The sequence below is a fragment of the Spiroplasma clarkii genome, assembly GCF_002795265.1.
Classification (GTDB): Bacteria; Bacillota_I; Bacilli_A; order Mycoplasmatales; family Mycoplasmataceae; genus Spiroplasma_A; species Spiroplasma_A clarkii.
In genome coordinates, this window is record NZ_CP024870.1 from 452,350 (window position 1) to 468,391 (window position 16,042).

Consider the following 16,042-nt stretch of genomic DNA (forward strand, 5'->3'; position numbering starts at 1 on the left):
ATGGAAAAGATAACTTCAGTAAAAAATCAAATAATCATAGGTGCTTGTGAACTAAAAAATCGAGCTGAGCAAATCGCTCAACAAAAGTATTTGGTTGAGGGAGTAAATATTGTTGTTGAAGCATTAAAAAATCAGGTTGTAGAAACCATTTTTGCTACTAAAAAACACTTAGCAACTTTTAAAGACTTCAAAAATTGCATTGAAATCACAGATAATGTTGCAGCTAAATTAACAGATCTAAAACTATCTCAAGAAGTTTTTGCAGTTTGTCGCATCAAAACCAATGACTTTTATTCAGCACATACTTTAGTAATTGATGGAGTTCAAGACCCAGGTAATTTAGGAACCTTGATTCGCTCAGCTGCTGCTTTTGGTTTTAAAAATATTTTGTGTTCACATGACACTGTTAATTTATACAGTGGTAAAGTATTAAGAGCAATCCAAGGTCAACATTTTAGTTTACACATCAAGTATTGTGATTTGGTACGAACTCTTAAAGATTTAAAAGAACAAGATTTTCTGGTTTTAGGAACCAACTTGCAGGGTGGTAATAGTCAACCAGTAATTTCAAAAAATCGCAAAGTTGCAATAGTTTTAGGTAATGAAGGTCAAGGAGTTCGTCCTGAAATTTCTGAACTTTGTGAGGCTAATATTTTACTTGAAATTGAAGCACAAGTTGAAAGTTTAAATGTAGCAATTGCTGGATCAATTTTAATGTACTTAATTAAGTTTGGAAAATAATTTTTAGTTTTAAGGTCTAAAATATTATTAAGGAGAAAAATAAATATGAGAGAATACAAAGCATTTATAAATAATGAGTTTATTGATAATGGGGAATGATTAGAAATCATTAACCCCACTACTTTAAAACCAGCGGGAAAAGTGACTGCTCTTAAAAGTGAAGATATTAATCAAGCCTATCAAGCAGCAAGAACTGCTCAAACAACTTGAAGTGCCTTACCACTTTTAAAAAGAATAGAGTATGTAAATAATTTTAAAAAAGAATTATTAAAAAACAAAGAAGAATTAGCTACAATTATGAGTGAAGAAGTTGCTAAAGGTTATAAAGAAGCGCTTGGAGAAGTTGAAAGAACTGCTGAAATCATTGATTACACAATTGAGGAAGTCAAAAGATTAGATCCACTAGCAATGACTGGTGAAGGAATGGGTGCTACTAACAAAATTGGCATCTTTTCAAGAGTTCCTAAAGGGGTAGTTTGTGCTATTTCACCATTCAATTATCCAGTTAACTTGGCAATTGCAAAAATTGCTCCAGCACTACTAACTGGAAATACAGTTGTGTTTAAACCAGCAACTGCTGGTAGTTTATGTGGAGCTTTCTTTGCAAAACTTGCCTTAGCTGCTGCCTTTCCAAAAGGGATTTTTAATGTAGTTACTGGTAGAGGACGAGAAATTGGTGATTTGATTACAGCAAATCCTGAAATTGACATGATTTCATTTACAGGTAGTGTTGGGGTTGGAAACCAATTGCGTAAAAATGCCAGTACCACAGATTTAGTTTTAGAACTTGGTGGTAAAGACCCAGCCTTAGTGCTTGACAACTTGCAATTAGAAAAATATGCCACTGAAATTATTGCTGGTGCTTTTGGTTACTCTGGGCAAAGATGTACTGCAATTAAAAGAGTTTTAGTTAGTGATGCAATTGCCGATCAACTAGTACCAATTTTAAAAGCAAAAGTTGAGGCACTGACTGTGGGTCAACCCCAAGACAATGCAAATATTACCCCAGTAATTGATGAAAAATCAGCAGATTTTATTCAAGGATTGATTGATGACGCTAAAAAACAAGGGGCAAAAATTATTTGTGGTGACAAAAGGGTTAAAAACCTAATGTGACCAACTTTGGTTGATGGAGTTAGTGTTAAAATGCGTTTAGCTTGAGAAGAACCTTTTGGACCAGTTTTACCAATTATTAGAGTAAATTCACCAGCAGAAATGATTAAAATTGCTAATGAATCTAATTTTGGTTTACAAGCAAGTGTTTTTTGTCAAGATCTTAGCACAGCGATTGTTGTAGCTAAACAAATTCAAACAGGAACTGTTAATATTAATGGTCGTTCACAACGCGGACCAGACTGTTTTCCTTTTTTAGGGATCAAAGATTCAGGTGAGGGAGTACAAGGAATTAGAGAAGCATTGTTGAGTATGACTCGCTACCAAGGAATTGTCATTAATTATTAAAAATAATTATAATGCAAGCAACTAAGTGTAGACAAACTAACTTTAAATATGTTAAAATTTTATTGAAATAGGGCAAAATAGATAGGGGTTAAAATATGATTAAGTTTAAAATTCTCAGTTTTTTATTTTCAATAGCAGCAGCAGTGCTATCATTTTTAGCTCTTAATTTATTAGTCTTCTACTTACCAGCTGGTGAGTTTTCAAATGCATCATTCAACTTCTTAACAATTAATTGAAATGCTCAAATTATTGGGCTACTCTACTTAATAGTTAGAGTTGCTGCCATGTTGCTTTTGGGATTGACATGTTTGCTTTCATTAATAAACATTGTTGTTAAAGATAATAAACCAGCAATTCGTATTATAAGAATTCTGACTTTAGTAATTAGTTTAATTTGCTTACTTTGATTTGCTTTTGGATTGCTTTATACTAAAATCTTAAAACCAATTGAACCACCAACTTCAACACTATTAGTAGCTTTAATTCTTCCAATTCTAGCAAGTTTAACAATTATTTTAACAATTGGATTATCAATTCCAACTGGAAAAGCAAAAGACAGTTCTAAAAAAGCTGCAAAAACCTCAAAAACTCAAGCAGCAGACAACACTGATGTTTTTGCCAACCAAGGTAATAATCCAACTCCTGCAACTAATAAATCAGAAACAATTGATATTGCAGATCGTGTTCAAAGAATGCGCCAAGATTTAATTGAAGGAAACTTTGCAAATTATGAAGATACTGAAGATGAACAAAGTCTGCAACCAACTCCAATTCCTCAACCAATCCCAACTCCAACTCCTGAGGTAATCAAACCGCAACCAACCCCAAGTCCACAAGTTCAACTTGAACCAAAAGTTCCAAAAAGTATCACTGAGGAATTTGGGGCAATTGTTGCTAAAAACCCTTATGAAGAAGTAATTTTACCTCGTCGAATGAGGGGTTCAAAATATGAAGGTGAACTTTCTAAGAAATTAACAGATCGTGAAATTGAACAACGTCAATTAGCAAAAGATAAAGCAAGATTAGATGGTAGTTATCGTGATAAATTATTTGTTGGTGAGGGTGACAGAATTTGAGAGGTTGTTAAAAATCAAGAAAGACCTCAACATGATTTTAAATCAATAAGAAGTAATGAAATTACTTCAACAAACTTAATGGATTCAGTTAAAACTGCTAAAAGCGAAAATACAATGGAAATTAACTCTGCAGATGTAAAAGATCCATTAAATGATACAAACACAAAAACCAACCCAACAATTGATTGGGATGAATAATATTTAAATTATTAGTTAAACAAAAAATGCAGTTTAGAACAAAACTGCATTTTTTTGTATTTTTGTTAGTTTCATAAAATATTTCAAACCCACCCATAAACCTTAGAATTTTCGTTGACAAAAGATTGCAAATAAACTAATATTAAGTTAAGAATGGATGTGAATGTATGAAAAAACTTTTAAATTTATTGTCAATAGTGGCTTTATCTGCAAATTCAACCCATGTTGCATTAGCATGTTCGCCAAAGGCGACTAATACCGAACCAAATCAAGACCTTGTAAATTTGATTGCAGATTTAAATCAAGAAGTTGCAAGTGTGTTTTTTAATCATTTTAAAGAAATAGAAGATAACAAAGGCCTAAATGGTGTTTTTGATGATGAGAAGATGCCTTTAAATTTTTTAAATAAAAACAATATTAGCAAATATGGAGTTAATGCAGATAACAATGATACCCAAGAATCAGAGTTGGAAACTGAACAAATTGCTGAACTAAAAGTTGATTTTCACAAGATTACTAAAACAAATACCTTGGTAAATGCGCTGAATGCAATTGTAAGAAGTACAGATAAATATCAATTGATAATTCAAGATAATAAGTTAGTTAGTGATGTTGACTATTTACCTGATTTTTCAATCAGATTTACAAGAACTGATTCAGATACACCACCTCAACCCGACTATTTTACAGCATATACAATTGATAATTTGCAAGTTGATTACCAATATTTTGATGCTAATGGATTACCTGTAAAACAAACAATAAACAGAGAGTTTAATTATATACAAACAAGTGATGTAAACTTGGAACTTGGACTTGGTAAAATTCATGATAAGACAGCAGAGGAGTTAATAACTCAAGAATCAGAATATGCCTGATTGACAAAAAATAGTTTTGCCAATTACGAAAACGCTGAAACAAGTAGTGGGGTTTTTGGACTTCTTAATCCAACACTAAATGCATCAAGACTTACTGAACTTTATAACACTTCTGGATTTGTTGATGACTTAAATGAGCGAGTTGCTAAAAAAGCATTTGGAGCACAAACTGGTTTAAGATTTAAAGCTGGGAAAATTGAGTTAACAGCAGATCCTGCTGAAACAATCAGTGTTGAAAATAAGAATGATATTGTTGAAAAAAGCTATGAGTCTTTTGAAACATTAAGAGCAGCTGTTTTTGAAAATTTAGATACTGAAAATGCTGAACAAGTTGCAAGTATTACTGAATTTGTTGTCAAAAACACTCCCCAAACTTTACCAGAATTCAATGTAAAATTAACTGATAAACTTCAAACTACACTTGGATATACTGGCACTAAAGTCAATGAAGACAATTTTACTTCAGGTCTAGTAGGGTTAAGTGGTTTTGAAATACAAGTAAATGAAAACTTTAGTATTAAACTAAATGACTTAATTGTACGTTATGTGGTGGCTTTTAATGGTGAAGTCAATGCACCCGAAACAATTCAAGATTCACCAATTGTAAAAGCAATGGTTGAAAACACTTGCCAAGGTATTAAAGCTTTCCAAACAGCTTGAGGCACTACTAAATCAAGTGTTAAAGAAACTGAGCCAAAACCCTTATTTGCTTTTAAAGATGAAGGTATTTGACAAACTTTACTACCAGATGTATACATGGGAACTGGTCACCAATTCAAAACCAGTTTATCATTGATGGAAGGTAGACAAATTGCACTTAGACAAATGCTTTTAATTCAAGGAAAACAAACAGGTTTTAACCTTGAAGTTTTAACCACAAAAGCTGATGGAACAGAAGGCACAATTCCTAGACTTTGACTTGCATATTATAATGCTAAGGGTTATGTACTTTTGGAAAACTCAAATCATGAAGGCTGATTTCATAATTTACGCTTTGAAATTAATTTTTTAAACTTATTGTTTGCAATGAATGAGTGACCATCAAATGATGCAAGTCTCAAAGATCAAGTTTTAATTCAAAAAACATAATAGTTTTAATTTAGATATGAAGACTTTTGGCTTTAATATCTAAATTTTTATTTTTTTATAGATTTATGAATAATTCTATTATAATTATTTTAAATAAAGTCAATAATCTTTGGTATAAAAGATTATTGAGAGCATCTAGGTTTGAAACACTTTTCTATTTACTTGGACGGTTTTTTTGGTATAATATTCTTGAAATAAATCATAATGGGAAATTTTTCAAACTGAGAATATTTTTTAACTGATGCATTTTTTTACATAGAGCAAAACATTGAAGTTGGTGTTTTGTTTGAGAGGGGATAAAACTTATGAAAGTTAAAGGAAGTATTTCATTCTTTAATATAACAAAATTCAATTTTAAGTTAATCATTAAGGAGAAATCGTATTTTATTCTTAATATTTCATTACTAATAATTCCGTTAATGTTTTCATTAATTTTTTCTTTTTACAAACTGGTGCACAAGCAATTGAGTATATTAATTTTTACTTAATTTTTTTCATTGCAGTTACAGCTTTTGTGCTAGTTTTAAGAATTTTAGTTTTTTTGTAATTTATTGTAAAGATAATAAATTATTGTATTTAACACTTTCAAATGAAATTTCTAGAATTAAAATGTTGTTTTCTCAAATTATGTTATGTATTTTAAACATTTTTATAATCACAGCTTGATCTACTTTAATAATGTTTTTAATGAGTTTAGCCACAGATTACTGACAGTTAATTGCTCGAATTAGTATTGTTTTCTTTTTATATGTAACACTAGTATCTACAACTTTAACATTATTTATTTTATTTTTAATTTTATTTACAACCCCTCAGGTAACCACAATTATTACAACATTATTATTAGCATTTACTTTTATTTCTGCTTTACCAAGACAATTAGTCGAAACAAAAGAAGATTCAATTGTTTTAGTCTTCTCAACAAGTGGTAATAGTGGACAACAGTTTTTTAATGCTACAACTTTAAGAAATGCTTTTTTACTACAAAAATATATTCACAATGAGCAAAACAAATACCCACATTTAACTAAAAAAGTTAATGAATTTTTAACAACATTCCAGCACACTGTTAATGGCTATGATAGAACAGGGTTTACAAAAGAAGATTTTGTAAGTCAAGATGGGATTAATTCAAGAATTAATGATTTATGAGGTGATGGTGGAACAGGATTAGGATTCATTAAAACTAATGATGTCCAACCAATTAAAGTTGATGGTTTAACAGTACTATCAAACCAAGTTATTCAAGGTATTGGTCCACAAGATCTTGTAAATATTACTATTAACTTTGATAAGAAATTTTTAAATTATGATGAATTAGCAGCTTTAAGAGATAGTCCTAATAGTGATGTCAGTCAAAAGCTAGTCATCCAAGATTTCTTGGATTTAACAGATTTTTTACAAGAGACTTTAGGTAATGACTTTCAAAAACAAAACTCAGATTTCTTTGATGATTATGTTTTTTTAAATGAAACAACAAGTACCATTCAAAAAGTTGGAGATACAGGTGAGCCATTAAATTTACCCAAATCAGAATTAGTAAGTGCTTATAGAAATATTTTAAATCCAAGTCCACTAAATCTTTCAAACTTAACTTTTAATCCTGATCCAGAAGCAACAAAACTTGTCACTGAAAAATTATTTGATCCAGTCATGTTAATAGCAAGAGTTTTAGAACAATACTTAATTGAAAGAACAAGTATTTTTGTATTTGCAACACAAAATCGAGTAAACATTGATTCAGAGAGTTGAAAAGAATATATTGGTAACAGAAATCTGTTCAATATTTATAATATGCTTAATATGCACAATGCCTTTGTGACAAATTATACATATTACACAGGAATTTCAGGAAATGATTTGTGGTTTGATCCTTACTCAGTTTCTTTCATTAACCTTGCTCCAGAAAAAAATATTTTCTTAAGTTATGCAGAGTTCACCTTTGAATTGAATGAAGTAGGCGTTATTAAACCCGATAGTTATGAGAACTATCTGGTGCCATGAATTTATTTAATTGTCCAAGTTGTCTTAATTATTTTATTTATAGTTTTAACAAGTTTCAAATTTAACCGCATTGACTTAAAATAAGTTATGCCAAATAGAAAGTAGATAGGTAGAGAATATGATTGAATTTAAAAATTACTTTAAAGATTATAAAAACTTTAAATTAGGACCAATTAATGTCCATGTTCAAGCTGGTAAAACCACAGCAATTTTAGGACTGTCTGGTAGTGGAAAATCAATTATGATTAATTCAATCATTGGTTCAATCAAAAAATATAAGGGTGATATTTTAATTAATGATATTTCTCGTAAAAAAAGTGGAAATCATGTTATTAATAAATTAATTTCCTTCTATACTCAAATTGACTTTTCAATGTATGAATTAACTGGGTGAGAGTTTTAAACTACAATGACTATTGTTTTAAATATTCCCAAAGCAGACCGAGCAGCTGCAGTGCAGTACTGAATGGAGTACTTTGGAGTTTGAAACTCAAAAGATGTAAAAATAAAAGATTATTCTTGAGGAATGAAAAACCGTCTTAATTTAATTATTTGTTTTTTAAAACAAGGAGAAATAATTATTATGGATGAGCAAGGGGCAAACCTTGATTCAAAATGACGTAAAAAAGTTATTAATTTATTAGATGATTTAAAAAAACAAAATAAAACTTTAGTACTAACTGCTCACAATATTGATGAAATTGCTAGTTTAATTGACCACTACATTATTATTGATGATGGAGCTGTTGTATTTGATGGAAGTTCAAAACAACTTGATATTTATTTAAAATACAAAATTTATGTTTCTGATTATATTGATATTGCAAAACTAAGAGATTTTATGGATTCAAAAAGTTTAAAAATGTTTGATTATGATGAAAGTGAAAACTCAGTGGTTTTTGCAGTTAATGATCTAAAAGACATTAACTGAGTGTTTTTATACTTTGTAAAAGAGGGAACTCCAGTTACAAATATTAAAAAATTACCAGTTAACATGGAAGCTATTTTTAAAGCAATTGCTGATGCTAATAAAAGAAAAAAATTATCAAGTGATAATTCTTATGAAACTACTCAAACTGAAGTGATCTCAGTTCAACCTGAATCAGAACCTGATATTGAGGGTGAACCTGAATCTGAAAATTATGAATAAAAAACTCTTGCTTGCAAGAGTTTTTTTGTATGAAGCTTTATTCTTCATCCTTAAATAGTAGTCTTCAATTTGTTTCATTTTGATATTTTTTAACATTTTCCTTAAAAATTGCTAATCTGTCATTGGTTCAAAGTTTACTTACAAATTTTGAGCTTCCTTTTTTTCTAGTTTCTCATTCTTTTTGATCGAAATTGTTAATTTTGTTTTCACAAAATAGGGTAAAAAAGTACTCGAAACATTCATTACAAGGTATTTTAATTTTGTGAATGCCTTTTTTAAGATTGTTAAATTCTTCACTTAAAATGTTGTGGATTTCTGTTTCTAGTCTTTCGTACATTTCGCAAAGAGTTTCTCTATCATTATCAAAAAAAAATTAATATTCTAGAGTATTTCTCTCTTTTGTTATAGTGCTGTAGGGATTTTAAACTAAATTTAAGTCTGCTCTCTAATTTTGTTTCATTTAGTTTTTCAATAAGATTAAATGAATGAACAACCACATCATTTCATCCCATAATATTTTTAAAGACCCTCTCATTTCTTCTTAAACTTTTAAATGTGTTAATTTCTGTATTTGGATTATTGGCTTCAAAACATAATAATAAAAGCAATTATGTTACTCTCCGAAAAAATCATAAATCTCTTCAGCTTTGAAGTTTTCGGGTCCAGAGCAAACCACTTCATCCAAATACTTAATTTCAAATTTTGTGCTTAATCTTGGAGCACCATTTTCACTAAATTCCTTAATTTTTTCTGGTCAATTCACAACTTCTTGGTTTTCTGAAACTATGTAAAGTGCATCATGCCTAATTTCACTTGCGATATAGGGGTTATGAAATGTAAATAAAAATGTTGTACTTGCAAACATTTTGCTTTTAACCAACCTTAAGAAAATTTTAGTTAAATTTGGGTGTCATGAATTGTCAATCTCATCAATTAAAACATAAACATTTTTTGCATTAATCTGTTTTAATAAGTATAATTTCATAAAAATACCTATAATTTTTCAGGTACCAACTGATAAAGCAGATCATGCTGCTTTATCTTCATTTTTTAGTATAAATGAAAAATTAAATGTGGGCATATCATTGATCATAACTTTTTGAATTTGTGCACCAGCAATTTGTGGATCAACAGACTTTGCAATAGTTCCCAGAAAATCTTGAATTTTTTTAATAGCTTCATCATTATGGTGATTTCTTAATAATAATCTGTTTAAATCTCCGGTTCAATTCATTTTGGTTGTTTCAGAACTAATTGTCATAATTGATGAAGCAATTGAGTCAATTATATTAGCAGTTTTTTTGATAATTTCCAGACTCTCTCTTTGTTCTTTGGCTATGAAATGTCTTTTATTTTCAAATCTTGTATATTTTGAGTAAGTAATAAAATCAATTTTGTCTTCAAAATTCTTTTCAAATATATTTTCTCAAGTGTAGTTTTTATTTTTTTTAATATGTACATCAATTTTTTCAAAAAAAGTAAAATCTCTTTTTATTTTCAAATTATGTTTAACTAAAATCTCTTCAGTTACTAATTCAACAGTGATTTCAAGATAATCTTTATTCTTATTTATATCTTCAGGGTTTAGAATTGAAAAATTACGATCAACTACTCCTGTAAGTGGATCAAGGATACCTTCACCAAAAGTTCTTACTCCACTTGATAAAAAAACTCGATAAATTCTAAATACTGTTAAAATTGAAGTTTTCCCAGCAGCATTTGGTCCAATAAAACCTAAATGATTGTTGAAATAGAGGTTTTTTTCATCTCTAACTAGCTCTATTACTGAATCATTAAAATTATATTTCTTTTTATTTGTTTCAAAGTTAATAAAAACTTCATCTTCAAAAGCTTTGTAGCCACTGAATTTTAATGATTTGATAATTGTTTTCATATTTTGTTCCTCCTAGTCAAATGTATTATACCACTTTTTATTAAAATAACATTTTATTTGATAAAATTTAAAAAACATAAGTCATAATTGAGTTAATTTCTTAGAAAATAACATTTAAAGTGTCAAAAAATAATTTTTAACAAAATTTTTGTAATATAGCAATCTGTTTCTTAAAATCACGCAAAGATTAAAGCCTTTTAAATGTTAGTCTGAGTTAAGTGCTGTCAAAAAGCATGACCTGTTTTAAGACAATAAAAAAATAAAAAAATTTAAGAAAAGTGCTTGTTTTTATAATCTACTTATGCTATTATAAATGAGTTGACACAAGAGCTTTAAGTGTTTAAAAATCAATCAAATTGAATTTTTTTTTAAAAAAAATAGGAAAAAAATGATTTCTGGTGTATATTTAAATATGGCACTTTTGTGTTAAAAACGATCTTTGAAAACTAGATAGAACAACAACCAAAATTTGTACAATTAAAAAAGTTCAATTTTTTGAGAAAATATACAACATAAAAACAGATATAGTCAAGAATCAATATATTCGCATTAATATTTTTAATGAGAGTTTGATCCTGGCTCAGGATGAACGCTGGCGGCATGCCTAATACATGCAAGTCGAACGGGGTGCTTGCACCCAGTGGCGAACGGGTGAGTAACACGTATCTAATCTACCTTTTAGTGGGGGATAACAGTTGGAAACGACTGCTAATACCGCATGTGACGTCACTATGGCATCAGAAGACGTTGAAAGGCCCGTTTGGGCCGCTAGAAGATGAGGATGCGGCGTATTAGCTAGTAGGTGAGGTAATTGCTCACCTAGGCAATGATACGTAGCCGAACTGAGAGGTTGATCGGCCACATTGGGACTGAGATACGGCCCAGACTTCTACGGAAGGCAGCAGTAGGGAATTTTTCACAATGGGCGAAAGCCTGATGAAGCAATGCCGCGTGAGTGATGACGGTCTTCGGATTGTAAAGCTCTGTTGTAAGGGAAGAAATGCTAGAAGAGGAAATGCTTTTAGTTTGACGGTACCTTACCAGAAAGCCACGGCTAACTATGTGCCAGCAGCCGCGGTAATACATAGGTGGCAAGCGTTATCCGGATTTATTGGGCGTATAGGGTGCGTAGGCGGTTAGTTAAGTTTGAGGTTAAAGCCCGGAGCTCAACTCCGGTTCGCCTTGAAAACTGGCTGACTAGAATACAGGAGAGGTAGATGGAATTCCATGTGTAGCGGTGAAATGCGTAGATATATGGAGGAACACCAGTGGCGTAGGCGGTCTACTGGCCTGTTATTGACGCTGAGGCACGAAAGCGTGGGGAGCAAATAGGATTAGATACCCTAGTAGTCCACGCCGTAAACGTTGAGTACTAAGTGTCGGCATACGTCGGTGCTGCAGCTAACGCATTAAGTACTCCGCCTGAGTAGTATGCTCGCAAGAGTGAAACTCAAAGGAATTGACGGGGACCCGCACAAGTGGTGGAGCATGTGGTTTAATTCGAAGCAACGCGAAGAACCTTACCAGGGCTTGACATCCAGTGCAAAGCTACAGAGATGTAGTGGAGGCTAACATTGAGACAGGTGGTGCATGGTTGTCGTCAGCTCGTGCCGTGAGGTGTTGGGTTAAGTCCCGCAACGAGCGCAACCCCTATTATTAGTTACTAACATTCAGTTGAGGACTCTAATGAGACTGCTAGTGTAAGCTAGAGGAAGGTGGGGATGACGTCAAATCATCATGCCCCTTATGTCCTGGGCTACACACGTGCTACAATGGTTGGTACAAAGAGTCGCAATCCCGCGAGGGGGAGCTAATCTCAAAAAGCCAATCTCAGTTCGGATTGAAGTCTGCAACTCGACTTCATGAAGTCGGAATCACTAGTAATCGCGAATCAGCAACGTCGCGGTGAATACGTTCTCGGGTCTTGTACACACCGCCCGTCACACCATGAGAGTTGGTAATACCAGAAGCACGTATCTTAACCATTAGGAGAGAGCGTACCAAGGTAGGACTAGCGATTAGGGTGAAGTCGTAACAAGGTATCCGTACGGGAACGTGCGGATGGATCACCTCCTTTCTATGGAGTTAACTATAGATTAGTACATAAAGCTGAGCGAATCGATAAAACAGCTTTTGATTATATTCTGGTTCTATCTAGTTTTCAGGGATTGTTAGAGCATTTTTTTGCTCTTAATCTCTGAAAAAAATTGTTCTTTGAAAACTGAATATTAGATGAAAAAAGACATTTTATTTTTTCTACGTTTCAATTTATTGAAACAAATGACAGTAACTTAATTTAAATATTAAAAAATTACTAAGAAAAAATCTAAAATTTCAAATTTTTATATAGAATAGATTATCTATAATGCAATAGGATTTCTTTTTAAGAAAGTATAGTAAGGGCATATGGTGAATGCCTTGGAAAATGGAGCCGATGAAGGACGTGATTACCTGCGAAAAGTTTCGGGGAGCTGGAAATAAGCTTTGATCCGGAAATGTCCGAATGGGGAAACCCACTATGATTAATCTCATAGTATCCTTGACTGAATACATAGGTCAAGAGAAGGGAACCTAGGGAACTGAAACATCTTAGTACCTAGAGGAAGAGAAAACGAATGTGATTCTGTGAGTAGCGGCGAGCGAAAGCGGAACAGGCCAAACCGGTCTTCGGGCCGGGGTTGTAGGACTCATGTTAGAGTTACAAAATTAGTGTATAGCAGAAGCTGTTGGGAAGCAGCGGCGTAGAGGGTGATACCCCCGTATGCGAAATGCACTAATCTCGATTGAGTATCCTGAGTACGGCGGGGCACGTGAAACCCTGTCGGAATCCACCCAGACCACTGGGTAAGCCTAAATACTACCATTTTACCGATAGTGAACCAGTACCGTGAGGGAAAGGTGAAAAGTACCCCGAGAGGGGAGTGAAATAGTCCCTGAAACCATATGCTTACAAGAAGTCAGAGCCCGTTAATGGGTGATGGCGTGCTTTTTGTAGAAAGAGCCGGCGAGTTACGATATCGTGCAAGGTTAAGTGGAATCCACGGAGCCGTAGTGAAAGCGAGCCTTAATAGGGCGTTTAGTACGATGTCGTAGACACGAAACCTGGTGATCTAGCCATGAGCAGGTTGAAGTAAGGGTAAAACCTTATGGAGGACCGAACCGACATTCGTTGAAAAGACCGCGGATGACTTGTGGCTAGGGGTGAAATTCCAATCGAACCAGGAGATAGCTAGTTCTCCCCGATATAGCTTTAAGGCTAGCGTCGAGGTTTAGGATTATGGAGGTAGAGCTCTGAATCTATGATGGCCCCACCTAGGGGTACTGAGTAGAATTAAACTACGAATGCCATAATTTCATACTCGGCAGTCAGAACATGGGTGATAAGGTCCATGCTCGTGAGGGAAACAGCCCAGATCTACATCTAAGGTCCCAAAATGTATACTAAGTGTGTAAGGATGTGAAGGTGCACAGACAGCTAGGATGTTGGCTTAGAAGCAGCCACCATTTAAAGAGTGCGTAACAGCTCACTAGTCGAGTGCCTTTGCGCCGAAAATGTACCGGGGCTTAAGTATACTACCGAAGATTAGGATTCACAGCAATGTGAGTGGTAGGGGAGCGTTCTAAGGGCGATGAAGTCAGACCGTGAGGACTGGTGGAGCGCTTAGAAGTGATTATGCCGGCATGAGTAACGTTTGGAGGTGAGAATCCTCCATGCCGTTTGACCAAGGTTTTCTGGGCAAGGTTCGTCCACCCAGAGTTAGTCAGGACCTAAGGCGAGGCCGAAAGGCGTAGTCGATGGACAACAGGTTGATATTCCTGTACCACCACCAAAAGTGATGGAGTGACGGAGAAGGATAGTTGATGCCGGCTGCTGGACATGCCGGTCTAAGCACAAAGGGGTGTATGTTGGCAAATCCGCATACTATAACCTTGAAGTGTGATGGGGAGTGAACGCTGCGGCTAGTAACGAAGTCAATGATTCCACGCTTCCAAGAAAAGCTTCTAGCGTTAATTTTGGCGGTGCCTGTACCTAGAACGAACACACGTGGTCAAGGAGAGTATCCTAAGGCAAGCGAGATAACTATAGCTAAGGAACTCTGCAAAATGACCCCGTACGTTCGCAAGAAGGGGTGCTCACTTATGGTGAGCCGCAGTGAAGAGGGAGGGGCAACTGTTTAGCAAAAACACAGCTCTCTGCAAAGTCGTAAGACGAAGTATAGGGGGTGACGCCTGCCCAGTGCCGGAAGGTTAAGAGGAGATGTTAGCTTCGGTGAAGCATTGAATTGAAGCCCCGGTGAACGGCGGCCGTAACTATAACGGTCCTAAGGTAGCGAAATTCCTTGTCAGGTAAGTTCTGACCCGCACGAAAGGCGTAATGATCCCTTCGCTGTCTCGGCTATAGACTCGGTGAAATTTTAGTACCAGTGAAGATGCTGGTTACCCGCAACTAGACGGAAAGACCCCATGAAGCTTTACTATAACTTAATATTGAATCTTGGTGTAACATGTAGAGGATAGGTGGGAGACTTTGAAGCGGTCACGCTAGTGGCTGTGGAGTCACCCTTGGAATACCACCCTTGTTACATTGAGGTTCTAACCTAGGCCCGTTATCCGGGTCAGGGACAGTGTTTGGTGGGTAGTTTGACTGGGGCGGTCGCCTCCTAAAAAGTAACGGAGGCGCTCAAAGGTACCCTCAATACGGTTAGAAATCGTATGAAGAGCGCAAAGGTATAAGGGTGCTTAACTGCGAGACTTACAAGTCGAACAGATGCGAAAGCAGGACTTAGTGATCCGGCGGTCCCGTGTGGAAGGGCCGTCGCTCAACGGATAAAAGTTACTCTGGGGATAACAGGCTTATCTCCCCCAAGAGTTCACATCGACGGGGAGGTTTGGCACCTCGATGTCGGCTCATCGCATCCTGGAGCTGTAGTCGGTTCCAAGGGTTGGGCTGTTCGCCCATTAAAGCGGTACGCGAGCTGGGTTCAGAACGTCGTGAGACAGTTTGGTCCCTATCTGTTGTGGGCGTAGGAAAATTGAGAAGAGCTGTTCCTAGTACGAGAGGACCGGAATGGACGCACCCCTGGTGCTCCTGTTGTCACGCCAGTGGCACAGCAGGGTAGCTATGTGCGGAAAGGATAATCGCTGAAGGCATCTAAGCGAGAAGCCTCCTTCAAGATGAGTTTTCCCATTCTTTTAGAAGTAAGATCCCATGTAGACCACATGGTTGATAGGTTGGGTGTGTAAGCACAGTGATGTGTTCAGCTTACCAATACTAATAGATCGAGAGTCTTTCTAAAAAGAATCCTAAAAAAAATTGCTTATAGAATAAATTTATCTAATGTTCAGTTTTGAGAGTACAATTTGTTGCAAGTCAACAACTCTCGAAAAAAATTTAAGATCTGGTGGCCATAGCGCTAGGGTAATACCTGTTCCCATGCCGAACACAGTAGTCAAGGCTAGCTGCGCCGAAGATAGTATCATGCAAAAATAGGACGTTGCCAGTTTAAAGCAAAAGCACATCAATTGATGTGCTTTTTTGTTGATTAAAAAT

Annotated in this window: 9 protein-coding genes and 3 rRNA genes; 10 read left to right on the plus strand and 2 right to left on the minus strand. The window is 34.6% G+C overall.

Annotated elements, in window-relative coordinates:
- The 7 genes from SCLAR_RS02020 (at position 1) to SCLAR_RS02050 (ending at position 8,597) form a co-directional block, all read left to right on the plus strand.
- On the plus strand, positions 1 to 741 hold the full coding sequence (locus SCLAR_RS02020; protein WP_100254286.1) for a TrmH family RNA methyltransferase: 741 nt from the start codon (positions 1 to 3) through the stop codon (positions 739 to 741).
- A gap of 45 nt (positions 742 to 786) precedes the next feature.
- Positions 787 to 2,202, plus strand: a complete 1,416-nt coding sequence (locus SCLAR_RS02025) for an NADP-dependent glyceraldehyde-3-phosphate dehydrogenase (protein ID WP_100254287.1) — start codon at positions 787 to 789, stop codon at positions 2,200 to 2,202.
- Positions 2,203 to 2,297: 95 nt separating this feature from the next.
- On the plus strand, positions 2,298 to 3,476 hold the full coding sequence (locus SCLAR_RS02030; protein ID WP_100254288.1) for a hypothetical protein: 1,179 nt from the start codon (positions 2,298 to 2,300) through the stop codon (positions 3,474 to 3,476).
- Between the two features lie 167 nt (positions 3,477 to 3,643).
- Positions 3,644 to 5,443 carry a hypothetical protein gene (locus SCLAR_RS02035; RefSeq protein ID WP_100254289.1) on the plus strand — a complete coding sequence of 600 codons (1,800 nt, stop codon included), beginning with the start codon at positions 3,644 to 3,646 and terminating at the stop codon, positions 5,441 to 5,443.
- A gap of 609 nt (positions 5,444 to 6,052) precedes the next feature.
- The gene (locus SCLAR_RS02040; RefSeq protein ID WP_100254290.1) at positions 6,053 to 7,531 is read left to right on the plus strand and encodes a hypothetical protein; all 1,479 of its coding nucleotides are present in this window, start codon (positions 6,053 to 6,055) and stop codon (positions 7,529 to 7,531) included.
- 34 nt (positions 7,532 to 7,565) lie between these two features.
- Positions 7,566 to 7,850 (plus strand): ATP-binding cassette domain-containing protein, encoded by a 285-nt coding sequence (locus SCLAR_RS02045; RefSeq protein ID WP_100254291.1) that lies wholly within the window; start codon positions 7,566 to 7,568, stop codon positions 7,848 to 7,850.
- Positions 7,851 to 7,856: 6 nt separating this feature from the next.
- Positions 7,857 to 8,597, plus strand: a complete 741-nt coding sequence (locus SCLAR_RS02050; protein ID WP_100254292.1) for an ATP-binding cassette domain-containing protein — start codon at positions 7,857 to 7,859, stop codon at positions 8,595 to 8,597.
- A 37-nt stretch (positions 8,598 to 8,634) separates the two neighbouring features.
- Here the strand turns inward: SCLAR_RS02050 and SCLAR_RS02055 are convergent, their stop codons facing one another.
- The gene (locus SCLAR_RS02055; RefSeq protein WP_100254293.1) at positions 8,635 to 8,934 is read right to left on the minus strand and encodes a hypothetical protein; all 300 of its coding nucleotides are present in this window, start codon (positions 8,932 to 8,934) and stop codon (positions 8,635 to 8,637) included.
- A 276-nt stretch (positions 8,935 to 9,210) separates the two neighbouring features.
- Complete coding sequence (locus tag SCLAR_RS02065; protein WP_100254295.1) at positions 9,211 to 10,491, minus strand: AAA family ATPase; 1,281 nt, start codon at positions 10,489 to 10,491, stop codon at positions 9,211 to 9,213.
- Positions 10,492 to 11,048: 557 nt separating this feature from the next.
- Between SCLAR_RS02065 and SCLAR_RS02070 the strand changes: the two genes are divergently transcribed.
- The 3 genes from SCLAR_RS02070 to rrf all read left to right on the plus strand — a co-directional run bounded on the left by SCLAR_RS02070 (position 11,049) and on the right by rrf (position 15,995).
- Positions 11,049 to 12,568, plus strand: a 16S ribosomal RNA gene (locus tag SCLAR_RS02070).
- A 309-nt stretch (positions 12,569 to 12,877) separates the two neighbouring features.
- Positions 12,878 to 15,787: ribosomal RNA gene (locus SCLAR_RS02075) — 23S ribosomal RNA — on the plus strand.
- 102 nt (positions 15,788 to 15,889) lie between these two features.
- Positions 15,890 to 15,995: ribosomal RNA gene (rrf, locus tag SCLAR_RS02080) — 5S ribosomal RNA — on the plus strand.
- The 16S, 23S and 5S rRNA genes sit together here, the layout of an rRNA operon.
- The last annotated feature ends 47 nt before the right edge of the window (positions 15,996 to 16,042 follow it).